The 15,049-nt window shown below is 41.3% G+C and carries 12 protein-coding genes and 1 other annotated feature; all 12 genes read left to right on the top strand.

The genetic code is table 11. The features are described from left to right. Positions 1-47 precede the first annotated feature (47 nt). Positions 48-275: a binding site (T-box leader), on the top strand. A 63-nt stretch (positions 276-338) separates the two neighbouring features. The 12 genes from ileS (at position 339) to pyrE (ending at position 15,020) form a co-directional block, all read left to right on the top strand. Further along, a complete protein-coding gene (gene ileS, locus NC797_RS04020; protein ID WP_272435418.1) occupies positions 339-3,095 on the top strand; it encodes an isoleucine--tRNA ligase in 2,757 nt (918 codons plus the stop codon). Positions 3,096-3,289: 194 nt separating this feature from the next. Next, on the top strand, positions 3,290-3,757 hold the full coding sequence (gene lspA / locus NC797_RS04015; RefSeq protein ID WP_272435417.1) for a signal peptidase II: 468 nt from the start codon (positions 3,290-3,292) through the stop codon (positions 3,755-3,757). A gap of 5 nt (positions 3,758-3,762) precedes the next feature. Then, positions 3,763-4,674: an RluA family pseudouridine synthase gene (locus tag NC797_RS04010; RefSeq protein ID WP_272435416.1), complete on the top strand. Its 912-nt coding sequence runs from the start codon at positions 3,763-3,765 to the stop codon at positions 4,672-4,674. 167 nt (positions 4,675-4,841) lie between these two features. Continuing rightward, on the top strand, positions 4,842-5,384 hold the full coding sequence (gene pyrR, locus NC797_RS04005; RefSeq protein ID WP_272435414.1) for a bifunctional pyr operon transcriptional regulator/uracil phosphoribosyltransferase PyrR: 543 nt from the start codon (positions 4,842-4,844) through the stop codon (positions 5,382-5,384). Positions 5,385-5,572: 188 nt separating this feature from the next. Further along, on the top strand, positions 5,573-6,502 hold the full coding sequence (locus tag NC797_RS04000) for an aspartate carbamoyltransferase catalytic subunit (protein ID WP_272435412.1): 930 nt from the start codon (positions 5,573-5,575) through the stop codon (positions 6,500-6,502). Then, positions 6,462-7,763: a dihydroorotase gene (locus NC797_RS03995; protein WP_272435411.1), complete on the top strand. Its 1,302-nt coding sequence runs from the start codon at positions 6,462-6,464 to the stop codon at positions 7,761-7,763. The genes NC797_RS04000 and NC797_RS03995 overlap by 41 nt, the downstream gene beginning before the upstream one ends. After that, positions 7,738-8,853, top strand: coding sequence for a glutamine-hydrolyzing carbamoyl-phosphate synthase small subunit (gene carA / locus NC797_RS03990; protein ID WP_272435410.1), 1,116 nt, complete (start codon positions 7,738-7,740; stop codon positions 8,851-8,853). Before NC797_RS03995 ends, carA begins: the two co-directional genes overlap by 26 nt. Continuing rightward, on the top strand, positions 8,832-12,035 hold the full coding sequence (gene carB / locus NC797_RS03985) for a carbamoyl-phosphate synthase large subunit (protein WP_272435409.1): 3,204 nt from the start codon (positions 8,832-8,834) through the stop codon (positions 12,033-12,035). The genes carA and carB overlap by 22 nt, the downstream gene beginning before the upstream one ends. After that, positions 12,032-12,793, top strand: coding sequence for a dihydroorotate dehydrogenase electron transfer subunit (locus NC797_RS03980; protein WP_272435408.1), 762 nt, complete (start codon positions 12,032-12,034; stop codon positions 12,791-12,793). The genes carB and NC797_RS03980 overlap by 4 nt, the downstream gene beginning before the upstream one ends. Further along, positions 12,793-13,728, top strand: a complete 936-nt coding sequence (locus tag NC797_RS03975; protein WP_272435407.1) for a dihydroorotate dehydrogenase — start codon at positions 12,793-12,795, stop codon at positions 13,726-13,728. The genes NC797_RS03980 and NC797_RS03975 overlap by 1 nt, the downstream gene beginning before the upstream one ends. After that, entirely contained in the window at positions 13,700-14,410 is a 711-nt protein-coding gene (gene pyrF / locus NC797_RS03970) for an orotidine-5'-phosphate decarboxylase (RefSeq protein ID WP_272435406.1), read from the top strand. Before NC797_RS03975 ends, pyrF begins: the two co-directional genes overlap by 29 nt. Further along, positions 14,400-15,020, top strand: a complete 621-nt coding sequence (gene pyrE / locus NC797_RS03965; RefSeq protein ID WP_272435405.1) for an orotate phosphoribosyltransferase — start codon at positions 14,400-14,402, stop codon at positions 15,018-15,020. Before pyrF ends, pyrE begins: the two co-directional genes overlap by 11 nt. The last annotated feature ends 29 nt before the right edge of the window (positions 15,021-15,049 follow it).

Raw genomic sequence — 15,049 nt, 5'->3', positions numbered from 1 at the left:
AACATCCTCTTAAAAAAATGAAAACTTGATCCTACAAGGTTCATATGTTATTTGCGATGATAAGGAAAGTACAAAAGAAATCAACTGTTTAAGCGAGTCAGGGAAGGTGTGAGCCTGGCACAGTTTCCTTTTAGAAAATCACCTTTTAGCTTCCAATCGAAAATAGAGTAGAATTGGACGATTCATTCACGTTACGAATTTGCAAGTGGATTTGATCATTGCAAAGACCGATCAAATCTATAAGGGTGGTACCGCGAGTCCTTCTCGTCCCTTTGGGATGTGAGGGGCTTTTTTCGTTTATTTTTAAAACTACGATAAGCCATAAGGAGGTTATACAATTGGATTATAAGAACACGTTGTTAATGCCGCAAACAGACTTCCCAATGCGTGGGAATTTGCCAAACAAAGAACCAGTTATGCAAGAAGAATGGGACAAGGCGAACATGTACGATAAGGTTCAAAAACGTACAAAAGGAAGACCGTTATTTGTTTTACATGATGGCCCGCCATATGCAAATGGTGATTTACACATGGGGCATGCCTTAAATAAAATTTTAAAAGATTTTATCGCTCGGTATAAATCAATGGCAGGATACGATGCACCGTATGTGCCTGGGTGGGATACACACGGGCTACCAATTGAAACGGCTTTAACAAAGAAAAAAAAGATCGATCGTAAAAAAATGAGTATTGCAGAGTTTAGACAAAAATGTGCAGACTATGCGTTGGAACAAATTGATCGTCAACGGACTCAGTTTAAACAGCTAGGGGTTCGTGGTGATTGGGAGAATCCATATGTAACGCTTACAAAAGACTATGAAGCAGCGCAAATCAAGGTGTTTGGTGACATGGCGAAAAAGGGCTACATCTATAAAGGATTAAAGCCTGTTTATTGGTCACCTTCCTCAGAGTCAGCTTTAGCCGAAGCCGAAATTGAATACCAAGATAAAAGGTCCCCGTCTATTTATGTAGCGTTTGAAGTAAAGGATGGAAAGTCACTATTAACCGGTGATGAAAAGTTTATCATTTGGACAACAACACCATGGACGATTCCAGCTAACCTAGCTATTAGTCTAAACCCTAGTCTTGACTATTCTGTCGTACAAGTACAAGAAGATAAATTTGTGATTGCTCATGATATGTTGGAAGAGGTAAGTCAAGTATTAGATTGGAAAAATCCTACAGTTGTAAAGACTTTTAAAGGACACGAAGCAGATCGCGTTGTAGCAAAGCACCCATTTTATGATCGTGATTCGTTGATTGTATTAGGTGATCACGTTACAACAGAAAGTGGTACTGGGTGTGTGCATACCGCACCAGGACACGGGGAAGACGACTTCTATGTTGGTAAACAATACGGATTAGATGTACTTTGTCCTGTAGATGAAAAAGGTAAATTCACAAGCGATGCACCAGGCTTTGAAGGCGAATTTTATGATAAAGCGAATAAAATGATTACAGAAAAGCTGGAAGAAGTCGGAGCATTACTTAAATTGCAGTTTATTACACACTCCTACCCACATGATTGGAGAACTAAAAAGCCAACTATTTTCCGGGCAACGGACCAATGGTTTGCGTCGATTAAGGACTTTCGTGAAGACATTCTAAAGGAAATTAAGCGTATAAACTGGCTCCCTAACTGGGGTGAAACAAGATTATTTAACATGGTACGCGACCGTGAAGACTGGTGCATTTCACGGCAACGTACATGGGGAGTCCCGATTCCTGTATTTTATGGAGAAGATAAGACGCCAATTATAACAGATGAAACGATCCAGCATGTGTCTGATCTATTTCGTAAGCACGGTTCAAATGTATGGTTTGAGTGGGAGGCAACAGACTTATTGCCAGAAGGATTCACATCTGAACATAGTCCACACGGTACATTTACAAAAGAAATGGATATTATGGATGTATGGTTTGATTCCGGCTCCTCACATGAAGCAGTATTACAAGAGCGACCGGAATTACAACGGCCAGCAGACATCTATTTAGAGGGATCAGATCAATATCGGGGTTGGTTTAACTCCTCCATGTCGACAGCGGTTGCTGTTACAGGGAAGGCACCATACGAGACGATTATCAGTCATGGATTTGCTTTGGATGGAGAAGGGCGCAAGATGAGTAAATCTGTAGGAAATGTTGTCGTTCCATCTAAAATCATGAAGCAATATGGAGCAGACATTTTACGTTTGTGGGTTGCATCGGTTGATTACCAGTCCGATGTTAGAATCTCGGATGATATTATCAAACAGACCTCTGAAGGATATCGCAAAATCAGGAATACGTTCAGGTTTATGCTCGGGAATCTGCATGATTTTGATCCAAAACAGAACACGGTAGCAGAAGAAGATTTACAGGAAGTGGATCGTTATATGCTTGTTAAGCTTCAGGAGTTGGTGAAGAAAGCTCTTTCTGCATATGATCGTTATGAATTTTCTACTGTCTACCACTCGATTCATAACTTTTGCTCAATCGAATTAAGTTCCTTCTATTTAGATTTTGCCAAGGATATTCTTTACATTGAAAGTGAAGATCATCCTAGACGTCGTAGTATCCAAACGGTTTACTATGAAATCTTAAATGCTTTAGTGAAACTACTTTCTCCACTTCTTCCTCATACTGCAGAAGAGGTGTGGCAATATATCCCTGGTAGAGAGGCAGAAAATGCACAGCTTACGGATATGCCTACACCAAGGGAAGTGGAAGGTAGTGAAAACCTAAAAAATAAGTGGGATCAGTTTATGGAGGTTCGTGACGACATACTGAAGGCACTAGAAGAAGCAAGAGCCGAAAAAGTTATCGGAAAATCATTAGAAGCAAAGGTAACGATCGCACCTAAGGATACAGCTACGAAGGAATTGCTTAACAATATCGGCCATTTGCATCAACTGTTAATTGTTTCTGAAACGGAAGTAAGCGACGACCTAACAGATGCCAAGACATACGATCACGTCTCCGTTTTAGTTGAAAAACATCCAGGCAAGCGATGTGAGCGTTGCTGGGTAGCCTCAGAAACAGTTGGTTCAGATGACCAGTATCCAGAACTCTGTTCACGTTGTGCTACTATTGTTACAAAACATTATCAAGGGTAAGTTGTTTGTTCATGTTTTATGAAGAGAAGCTGAAAAGGATCCCAACCGTGTTTGCGGGAGGGATCCTTCTTACATGTTGGCCGACAATTTTAGAATTAGTTATACTTGTATTCGTTTTATGGTAAAATGCTAAGGAGTAATGTTGATGGTTATTTCATAATTAGGGCATTTGAGAAAGATCGGAGGAGAAATATGTGCTATATATTTACTACATAATAGCAATTGTCATGATTGCAATCGATCAACTGTCAAAATGGTACGTTGTCAAGTCGATGGAGCTTGGAGAAAGTATTCCAGTAATAGAAAATTTCTTTTATATTACATCCCATCGAAATCAAGGTGCTGCTTGGGGTATTTTACAAGGTCGAATGATGTTTTTTTACATTATCACGACGATTGTAATAATCATTGTCATGTATTATATGAAACAATATGCAAAGGAAAGTAAGTTAATGGGTGTTGGACTAGGATTTGTCCTAGGTGGAGCAATCGGAAACTTTATCGACCGATTGTTTCGAAAAGAAGTCGTTGATTTTTTTGACGTATACATTGGCTCTTACAATTATCCAATCTTTAATGTTTCCGATTCATCCCTTGTTGTCGGTGTTATTCTTATCCTTATTGCAACATTTTTAGATGAACGGAAGAAGAAAGGAAGATAAAGACCATGACAGAACAGAGTCATCAAGTTGAGGCAAATGAAAAAGGCCTTCGAATCGATAAACTATTGGCGAAAATAAATGACGATGCTTCTAGATCGCAAGCGCAGCAATGGATTGAAAATGATTATGTCATGGTGAATGGTGAACACATAAAAAGCAATTTCAAATGTCAACCGGGTGATGTTATTACATGGAATATCCCTGATCCAAAACCGTTAAAAGTAGAAGCTGAAAACATCCCACTTCATATATTGTATGAAGATAGTGATGTATTGATCGTATCCAAGCCAAAAGGAATGGTCGTGCATCCATCGGCGGGACATATGAGTGGGACACTTGTCAATGCATTGTTGTATCATTGCCAGGACCTCTCAGGTATAAATGGAACGATTAGACCTGGAATCGTTCATCGAATTGATAAAGATACAAGTGGACTTTTAGTAGTAGCAAAAAATGACCACGCACACGCTTTACTTGCATCGCAATTAAAGGATAAAAAAGTGGAAAGAAAATATTTAGCACTTGTTCATGGTTCCATTTCCCACGAATATGGAACGATTGACGCTCCGATCGGGAGGGATCCAAAGGACCGACAGAAAATGGCGGTTGTAGAAGGTGGAAGAGCCGCTGTCACACATTTTGAAGTGAAAGAGAAATTTGATGGATTTACGTTTGTGCAATGTGTATTGGAAACGGGTCGGACACATCAAATTCGCGTACACATGCATTACATTGGCCATCCGATTGCGGGTGATCCTAAATATGGCCCGAGAAAAACGCTTGATCTTGAAGGACAAGCACTTCACGCCTCAACACTTGGATTTACCCACCCTGCTACAGGAGAATGGATGTCCTTTCATGAGAAATTGCCAGCAACCTTAGAGGAAGAATTGGATAATTTGCGTAAAATGTGTTGACATAGTCGACTTTTTTTGGAATAATAAACAGAAATAATAAGAACCTTTAAGACAGTCCCGTGAGGCTGAGAAGGAAGCGGATAAAACTGGTTATACGTATATCCAACCCCTTTTTTCTTCATGGAGAAAAGGGGTTTTATAATGGGAATAGAATCGGAGGGTGAACATTGCAGAAAAAAGCAACTGTTTTAGATCAAGCAGCTATTCAACGTGCATTAACCCGAATTGCCCACGAAATTCTTGAAAGAAATAAAGGGGTTAACGATTTGATCCTTGTCGGTATTAAAACAAGGGGAGTGCCACTTGCAAAACGCTTAAAAGATAAAATCGTTCAAATTGAAGGGGTAGAGGTTCCAACTGGGGAATTAGACATTACCTTGTACCGGGATGATCTCTCAACAGTAGATGATCGAAAGGAACCAAAAATAAATAAAACCCATATTGAAGATTCGATTGAAGGAAAAAAGCTAATTTTAGTCGATGATGTTTTATTTACAGGAAGAACTGTAAGAGCCGCAATGGATGCAATTGTAGATCAAGGAAGACCATCAAGTATTCAGCTCGCTGTTTTAATCGACCGAGGACATCGGGAGCTGCCGATTCGAGCTGATTATGTCGGAAAAAACGTTCCTACGTCACAGGATGAAGTGATTACTGTTCAGTTAAATGAAACGGATCAATCTGATGAAGTTAGTATTTACGAAAAATAAATTACAGACCTTTAAAAGGAATCCAGAGAGGTTCCAAAGGTCGCCTATAGGATACGTGTACCTTTTCTACACGTCTACCTCTTTGCGACCTCTTCGCAAAGAGTTTTTTTATACCTTTTATCGCAAGTTAACGGGTAGTAACCCCCCACTGAATGAAGTTTCACTTTATAAAAGGAGGATGATGAGATATGGAGCATTTTCTATCAATGAAAAATCTGTCTGAACATGAAATAATCAAGCTGCTAAAACGAGCGGATCAAGTGGAACGAACAAAAATTGTATCGAGAGAAACCCCACTCTTTGTGGCAAATCTTTTCTTTGAACCAAGTACAAGAACGAAAATGAGCTTTACTGTAGCAGAACGCAGATTAGGAATGGAAGTGTTAGATTTTTCTCAAGAAAGCTCGAGTGTACAAAAAGGTGAATCGCTTTATGACACGGCAAAAACGTTAGAAGCAATTGGTGCCTCGATATTAGTCATTCGACACCCAATGGAGAATGTTTTGGAACAACTAAAGAATGGGATAACGGTTCCGTTGATTAATGCAGGAGACGGTAAGGGAGAGCATCCAACCCAATCTATGCTGGACCTCCTTACTATCTATCAAGAATTTCATCGATTTAACGGTCTCAAAGTAGCGATTATTGGTGATATCAAGCATAGCAGAGTGGCTCGATCAAATGCATATGCATTACAAACACTTGGAGCAGAAGTGTGTTTGTCAGCCCAGGAAAGCTGGCAGGATGAATCCTTACCCTTTTCATATGTAAGTATGGATGAAGCAGTAGAGATGTGTGACGTCGTCATGCTGCTCCGAATTCAGCACGAGAGGCATGACAGTATCCAGAGTAGAAATAGTGATGACTACCTCACATCCTATGGTTTAACAATAGAAAGGGAAAGCAGAATGAAGAATCATGCGATTATTTTGCACCCAGCACCAGTCAATAGAGGAGTGGAAATTGATGATTCTCTTGTAGAATGTGAACGTTCTAGGATATTTAAGCAAATGAGAAATGGTGTTGCTGTCAGGATGGCCATTATTAGCCAGTTACTAGAGGATAGGGGGACTCATGTTGCAGACAATTTTAATAAACGCAGTGCGATTAGTCGATAATCGGTTACAATCATGTGAGATAAGGATCGAAAATGGAGTAATCCAAGAAATAGGAGACACCGTTGAACGTCAAGGTGAGGCAGAAACGATTAATTGTCATGGGAATTTGATCACACCAGGGTTTGTTGATGTCCATGTTCATCTTCGTGAGCCAGGTGGGGAGGCAAAGGAAACGATTGAAACAGGAACAAAGGCAGCGGCACGAGGGGGATACACAACCATTTGTGCTATGCCGAATACAAGACCAGTTCCTGAGGATGTTACAGTTGTCGAAAGTATATATGAAAAAATCAAAGAAACAGCCTCCATAAGAGTGCTGCCATATGGTTCGATTACAAAACGGTTACTAGGAAAAGAATTAACGGATGCAGTTGCATTAAAGGAAGCGGGAGTTTTTGCTTTAACAGATGATGGAGTAGGAGTTCAATCGGCCGACCAAATGCTCCAAGCGATGAAGCAGGCTAAAGCAGCCAACCTACCAATTGTTGCCCATTGTGAGGAAAACACCTTGATACACAATGGGGTGATCCACGAAGGAGCGACAAGTGAACGTCTTGGTGTACCAGGTATTCCATCGATTTGTGAATCCGTTCAAATTGCAAGAGACGTGTTATTAGCAGAAGCAACAGGCTGTCATTATCATGTCTGTCACGTTAGCACAAAAGAATCTGTCAGGGTAATAAGAGACGCGAAACGTGCAGGAATCCACGTGACAGCTGAGGTAACACCACATCACTTGTTGCTAAACGAAACGGCCATCCAATCTGATGATGGAAATGTAAAAATGAATCCGCCACTTCGGTCAAAAACAGATCAACAAGCATTATTGGAAGGGTTAGTAGATGGCACCATCGATTTCATCGCCACTGACCATGCACCACATACCGAAGAGGAAAAAAACCAAGGACTAAAGCTTGCCCCATTCGGTATTGTTGGATTAGAAACAGCTTTCTCGTTACTGTATACGCACCTTGTAAAAACCGAAAAATTAACGCTCCAACAATTAGTGGATTTCCTTACGATCAAACCTGCACAAGTGTTTAATATGCCTTACGGAGCATTAACAAAAGGGGCAGCAGCAGATATAACGGTTATCAACCTATCAAAAAGAGAAAAAATCGATACACAAACCTTTTTATCAAAAGGAAAAAACACACCGTTTCATGATTGGGACGTAGAAGGAATCCCAGTCCTAACGATAGTTGAAGGAAAAATCGTTTTTGAGGAGGCAGCACATGGAAAAACGAAAACTCGTGCTTGAGGATGGGACAACATTTGTCGGAAATGCATTTGGAAGTAGAGACAGCTCAATAGGTGAAGTAGTGTTTAATACTGGGATGACAGGTTATCAAGAAATTTTATCTGATCCATCTTATTGCGGACAAATTGTGACGATGACGTACCCGTTAATCGGAAATTACGGAATAAACCGTGACGATTTCGAAACGATAACGCCTTCCATTTACGGATTAATCGTAAAGGAGCTATGTTATGATCCATCTAATTTTCGAAGTGAAGAAAGCCTTGACTTATTTATGAAGGCACATGATATTCCAGGAATATACGGAATAGACACAAGAAAATTAACAAAGAAAATTAGACAGCACGGCACATTGAGGGGGATTTTAACCGAAGTAGGTTCAGATGAACAAGATCATTCAGCCATATTCGAACAAATTCCTGTATTACGGAATCAAATCGAAATGGTGTCTACCGCCAACCCATATGTTGTACCTGGACGAGGGTACCGCATCGTGCTAGTTGATTTTGGGATGAAGCACGGAATTCTTAGGGAACTAACGAAGCGAAATTGTCATGTCACGGTAGTTCCACACCACTATTCAGCTGATCAAATAAAACGATTAAATCCTGATGGCGTTATGCTGACAAACGGCCCAGGGGATCCGAAAGACGTTCCAGAAGCAATTGATATGGTTCAGCAATTACTAGGGGAGATACCGGTCTTTGGTATTTGTTTGGGGCATCAGCTTCTTGCACTTGCAAGTGGTGCGGATACAGAAAAAATGAAATTCGGACACCGTGGTTCTAACCATCCTGTCAAAGATTTAGAAGTAGACAAAACGTATATGACGTCTCAAAACCATGGGTATGCAGTAAAAGAAGCTTCACTTGTAAAAACAGATTTAGTTTTAACACAAATTGCTTTAAACGATGGAACGGTAGAAGGAATAAGGCACAACATTCATCCAGCTTTCTCTGTACAATACCACCCTGAAAGTTCACCAGGGCCAGAAGATACCAACCATTTGTTTGACCAGTTTCTATCTATGATCGAAACCTTCCAATCTATCAACAAGGGGGAAACAGCATGCCTAAGCGTACAGATATAAATAAAATATTAGTGATTGGCTCAGGCCCAATTGTCATCGGTCAAGCAGCAGAATTTGATTACTCTGGTACCCAAGCATGTCAGGCACTAAAAGAAGAAGGATATACGGTCATTTTGGCGAATTCCAACCCTGCTACGATCATGACAGACCATACCGTTGCAGATGTTGTCTACATGGAGCCACTAAGTGTCGAGTTTTTACAAAAGATCATTCGGAAAGAACGTCCAGATGCGGTTTTACCAACATTAGGTGGGCAAACAGGCCTTAACATGGCGGTTCAATTAGAAGCCACGGGCATATTAACCACATACAACATCGAATTATTAGGTACATCCTTAGACGCAATTCAACAGGCAGAGGATAGAGAAAAGTTTAGGGATCTCATGCATGAACTACAAGAGCCTGTCCCCGACAGTGCGATTGTAAATACGGTGGATCAAGCACAAGCATTTACAGAAAAAATAGGCTACCCCGTGATTGTTCGACCAGCTTACACACTTGGTGGAACAGGTGGTGGGATGTGTTATAGTGAAGCGGAATTATTGGAAATAACCCGAAATGGTCTTTCCCTCTCACCAGTTAGTCAATGCTTAATCGAAAAAAACATTGCAGGATTCAAAGAAATCGAATATGAGGTAATGCGAGACAAAAAGGATCAAGCGATTGTTGTTTGTAACATGGAGAATATTGATCCTGTTGGGATTCATACCGGAGATTCGATCGTTACAGCCCCGTCTCAAACATTAAGTGATCGAGAATACCAGCTCCTTCGAAATGCTTCGTTAAAAATTATTCGAGCATTAAAAATCGAAGGAGGGTGTAATGTCCAATTGGCCCTAGACCAACATAGCTTTCAGTACTACATTATTGAAGTAAATCCAAGAGTGAGCCGTTCTTCTGCACTTGCTTCAAAAGCAACAGGCTACCCGATTGCTAAAATTGCAGCGAAAATAGCGGTAGGATTATCACTCGATGAAATCATGAACCCGATAACTGGTAAAACGTATGCATGCTTTGAACCTGCGTTAGATTACGTCGTGACGAAGCTACCTCGTTTTCCGTTTGATAAATTTTCATCTGGGAATCGTAAGCTAGGAACACAAATGAAGGCAACGGGAGAAGTAATGGCAATTGGCCGGACATTTGAAGAGTCTCTGTTGAAAGGCATCCGTTCATTGGATATTAAGACAGAGGAGCTTTGGCTAAATCACTTGTCAGAGCTGACAGATACGGAAGTAGAAGAGAGACTCAAACATCCGGATGATGAACGGTTGTTTATTTTAGCGGAAGCATTAAGAAGAGGAATCACGGTCGAACAATTATACGACTGGACGAAAATTGATTACTATTTCCTTAATAAATGGAGTAACATTATCGAAATAGAAGGTGAGATTGCCACTAACATAAACTCGATCGAGACATTGACCAAAGCAAAACACACTGGATTTTCCGATGCCCACATCGCTCGGTTATGGGGAAAATCGGTAGATGAAGTCTATAACATACGAAAAGAACATCGTTTGTTACCTGTTTACAAAATGGTGGACACGTGTGCAGCTGAATTCGAATCGGAAACCCCTTATTTCTATAGTAGCTACGAGGAGGAAAACGAATCGATTCGTTCTGATAGAGAAAAAGTTCTTGTGATCGGTTCTGGTCCAATTAGGATTGGGCAAGGGATTGAATTCGATTATGCCACGGTCCATTCGGTTCTAGCTATTAAAGAGGCTGGTTATGAAGCGATTATTATGAATAGTAATCCAGAAACGGTTTCAACAGATTTTAGCGTCTCTGACAAACTTTATTTTGAACCACTAACATTAGAAGATGTTATGCACGTTATTGAAACCGAAAAACCGCTTGGAGTCATCGTTCAATTCGGAGGACAAACGGCTATTAATCTAGCAGAGGGTCTAGAAAGACGAGGCGTTACCATTCTTGGAACATCACTAGAAGCAATCGACTTGGCGGAAAATCGGGACAAATTTGAAAACCTTTTAAACGAATTAAATATTCCCCAGCCACAAGGTAGAAGTGTGCACCACTTAGATCAGGCGATTCAGACTGCCAAGGAAATTGGGTATCCGGTATTGGTTCGACCTTCGTATGTGATCGGAGGTAGTCAAATGGAGATCATTTATACGGAAGTCGAACTACAAGGCTATTTAAAGAAAACGAGCAAGACGCATAATGAGCACCCCATTCTAATCGATAAGTACTTGACTGGTATTGAAGTGGAAGTAGATGCCATTAGCGATGGAAAAACAACGGTTATTCCAGGAATTATGGAGCATATAGAGCGGGCTGGCGTCCATTCGGGTGATTCGATTGCCGTCTATCCAACCCAAAGAATTAGTGAAAAAGCGAAGCAACAATGTGTAGACGCGACAATGAAAATTGCTACACGCCTTCAAGTGAAAGGATTAATCAATATCCAGTTTGTCATCCACCAAGATGAAGTGTTTGTTTTAGAGGTAAATCCAAGAGCAAGTCGCACCATCCCATTCCTTAGCAAAATAACTGGCGTTACGATGGCGAATTTAGCGACCAGAAGTATCTTAGGTGAATCCTTAACAGACCTAGGCTATGCCAAGGGTGTTTTACCAGAGCAGGAGTACGTATCGGTTAAAGTACCAGTATTCTCGTTTGAAAAGTTACGTAGTGTTGATACGATCTTAGGCCCAGAGATGAAGTCGACTGGTGAAGCTATCGGACATGATAAAACGTTGGAAAAAGCGCTTTATAAGGGACTGATTGCTTCGGGGTTATCGATACCTCAAGAAGGTTCGGTGTTACTTACTGTTGCAGACAAAGATAAACAAGAATGCTTAGATATTGCAAAGAAATTTGATCAGCTTGGTTTTCAGCTTTATGCAACCGCAGGAACAGCGGCTTATTTAACAGAAGCTGGAATTTCCGTAACAATGGTTGGAAAAATTGGTTCAGACGGTGAAAATGTCCTATCGATTATCGAAAATGGACGCGTTCAATTTGTCGTCAACACGATAACGAGTGGAAAACAGCCAAGATCAGATGGATTTCGAATCAGACGTGAGGCAGTCGAACATGGAATCGCTTGTTTGACGAGTCTCGATACCGCTCAAGCGATCGCAAATGTGATTGAAACAACTACCTTTTCAGCAAGTCCAATTGTAAAAAGAGAGGCTGTGCTCGCACCATGAAAAAAGCACAAGCTGTTTTGGCCGATAAAAGGAAGATTGCGAAGGATACGTATGAGATGGAGCTGACAGTAGAAGAAATGAACGTTATTCCAACACCAGGTCAGTTTGCCCATATCAGAATAGGGAATGGCTCCGCACACATGTTACGAAGACCCATCTCGATAGCAGACGTTGACCCTATTCAGAACACGCTTACGATTATCTTTAAAGTGATCGGTGGCGGGACAAACGAATTGAGTCACTGTCAAGTAGGTGATGAGTTAGACGTACTAATAGGCTGCGGACAGGGTTATCCAGTAGAGGATCTAGCCATTCAAAAAGCTTTGTTAATTGGAGGTGGAATAGGCGTTCCTCCACTGTACTACCTTGCAAAACGACTTCGTGAACAAGGTATAGAGGTTACTTCCATTCTAGGTTTTCAAACGAAGGAACATGTATTTTATGAAAAAGAATTCTCCCTACTAGGGGGTGTACAGATCGTAACGAATGATGGGAGCTATGGTCATAAAGGGTTTGTGACGGATGTTGTTCCACCTGTCTCGGACTTTGGTTCCTATTTTACTTGTGGTCCAACTGGGATGTTAAAAGCGGTTACCCATCAGTTAAAAGGTCAAAAAGGCTACATCTCCATCGAGGAACGGATGGGCTGTGGAATCGGCGCATGCTATGCATGTGTTGTCCCAATAGCAGATGGAGAAGGGTTCCGGAAGATATGTAAAGATGGCCCTGTGTTTAAGGCAGAAGAGGTGGTGCTATGATGTCTCTACGTGTTGATTTACCGGGATTATCCTTGAAAAATCCGATCATGCCAGCGTCAGGATGCTTTGGATTCGGGCGGGAATTTAGCGAGCTATACGATTTACATCAACTAGGTGCGATCATTATAAAAGCTGCCACACAGGAAAAACGGTATGGGAATCAAACGCCAAGGGTAGCGGAAACAGCTTCAGGTATGCTAAATGCCATTGGCCTCCAAAACCCTGGGGTTGCCACCATTATTGATGAGGAGCTTCCTTTTTTACAATCATTCGATGTACCAGTGGTTGCGAATGTGGCTGGGAGTAGTGTCGAGGAGTATGTTCATGTTGCAAGGAAACTTTCTGAGTCAGAACTCGTTCATGCTCTGGAATTAAATATATCCTGTCCTAATGTAAAAGAAGGTGGCATACAATTTGGTACCGATCCTGATCTTGCTCGCGAAGTGACCTACAAGGTGAAAGAAGTAAGTAAGGTTCCTTTGTATGTAAAACTATCACCGAATGTAAGTAATATCGTTGCAATGGCAAAGGCAGTTGCAGAAGCTGGATCAGATGGTCTTTCTATGATCAATACGCTAACAGGCATGCAAATACACCTACCATCCAAACGTCCTCTTTTAGCGAACCAAACAGGCGGCTTATCCGGACCCGCTATCAAGCCGATCGCGATCCGAATGATTTATGAAGTAAAACAGCACGTTTCCATTCCAATTATCGGAATGGGAGGAGTTACAACAGCAGAGGATGTCGTAGAATTTTTATTAGCAGGAGCTTCTGCAGTAGCAGTTGGAACGGCTAATTTTCAAAATCCATTCGTATGCCCTGAAATCATAGAAGCTCTACCTCAAGCGCTAGAAAAATATGGATTCACATCAGTAGAAGATTGTATCGGAAAGGGGCATCCCCATGAATCATCCTATTTATCTCGCACTTGATTTTCCGAATTGGGAGGAAACAGAGCACTTTCTCACGACAAATAACTTAGAAGGAGCTCCAGTAAAGGTTGGTATGGAGCTTTTTTACCGAGAAGGCCCCGCCATTATCAAAAAACTAAAACGAAACGATCATGCTATTTTCCTGGATTTAAAGCTTCACGATATTCCTACAACGGTGAGACATGCGCTGCGAAACATAGCAAGTTTAGGTGTTGACCTGGTCAATGTGCATGCACTTGGAGGCAAGGAGATGATCATGGCAGCAAAAGAAGGCTTGGAGGAAGGTGCTGTTAACGGTAACGTTCCCAAGTTAATTGCTGTAACCGTTTTGACATCAATGGACGAAAACGTACTTCGAGAAGATCTATTAATACGACATGAGCTATCAACAACCGTTACCCATCTGGCTAAACTTTCACAGGAAAGTGGGGCAGACGGAGTCGTTTGCTCCGTACATGAGGTTACTCAAATCAAAGAAACTTGTGGATCTGATTTTTTAACCGTGACACCAGGAATACGTTTAGAAAAGTCTAGTCATCAGGATCAAAAGCGGGTAGCTACGCCAACATATGCTAGAGAAATAGGAACAGATGCGATCGTTATCGGCAGAAGTGTAACGAAATCCCAGGATCCGAAAGAAGCCTACCAACAAGCGGAAAAGGAGTGGAACCATGTCAGTTGAACAAAAAATTGCAGCTGATTTACACCGCATTGGAGCGGTTCAAATTAAAACAGACCATTCCTTCACATGGACATCTGGAATAAAATCTCCTATTTATTGTGACAATCGATTAACAATGTCCTATCCTGACATTCGTGAAAAAATCGCGGACGCCTTTGTGACCATGATTAAACAATTAGATGAAAAGCCAGACGTAATTGCGGGATGTGCAACAGCAGGGATACCACATGCTGCATGGGTAGCACAAAAGCTCCATCTACCAATGGTCTATGTTCGGTCATCAGCAAAGGCACACGGTAAGAAGAACCAAATCGAAGGGGCAATTACAAAGGGACAAAAGAGCATCGTTATCGAGGACTTGATCTCAACTGGAGGATCCAGCATCAAAGTTGCAGACGCGTTGCAGCAAGAAAAGGCAGAAGTTCTAGGTGTCTTTGCCATATTTAGCTATGGATTACCGAAGACAAAGACGAGCTTTAATGAAGAGGGTTATCGTGTTCAAACTATCACTGACTTTGATCGTTTAATCGAAGTACTTGTGGAAAACCAAACGATAAGTTTAAAAGAAAAAAATGACCTGATTAGCTGGAGGGATCAGTTGGTTTTGTAGGGGACAAGGGGACAGGAGACAGGAACCTT

The sequence above is a fragment of the Terrihalobacillus insolitus genome, assembly GCF_028416575.1.
Lineage (GTDB): Bacteria > Bacillota > Bacilli > Bacillales > Amphibacillaceae > Terrihalobacillus > Terrihalobacillus insolitus.
This window is presented reverse-complemented; position numbering and strand designations above follow the sequence as displayed.

Excerpts from the sequence above, each read along its gene's own strand:
- NC797_RS04010 (WP_272435416.1), top strand. The coding sequence starts at position 3,763 with ATGACAGAACAGAGTCATCAAGTTGAGGCAAATGAAAAAGGCCTTCGA.
- NC797_RS04000 (WP_272435412.1), top strand. The coding sequence starts at position 5,573 with ATGGAGCATTTTCTATCAATGAAAAATCTGTCTGAACATGAAATAATC.
- carA (WP_272435410.1), top strand. The coding sequence starts at position 7,738 with ATGGAAAAACGAAAACTCGTGCTTGAGGATGGGACAACATTTGTCGGA.
- carB (WP_272435409.1), top strand. The coding sequence starts at position 8,832 with ATGCCTAAGCGTACAGATATAAATAAAATATTAGTGATTGGCTCAGGC.
- NC797_RS03980 (WP_272435408.1), top strand. The coding sequence starts at position 12,032 with ATGAAAAAAGCACAAGCTGTTTTGGCCGATAAAAGGAAGATTGCGAAG.
- NC797_RS03975 (WP_272435407.1), top strand. The coding sequence starts at position 12,793 with ATGTCTCTACGTGTTGATTTACCGGGATTATCCTTGAAAAATCCGATC.
- pyrF (WP_272435406.1), top strand. The coding sequence starts at position 13,700 with ATGAATCATCCTATTTATCTCGCACTTGATTTTCCGAATTGGGAGGAA.
- pyrE (WP_272435405.1), top strand. The coding sequence starts at position 14,400 with ATGTCAGTTGAACAAAAAATTGCAGCTGATTTACACCGCATTGGAGCG.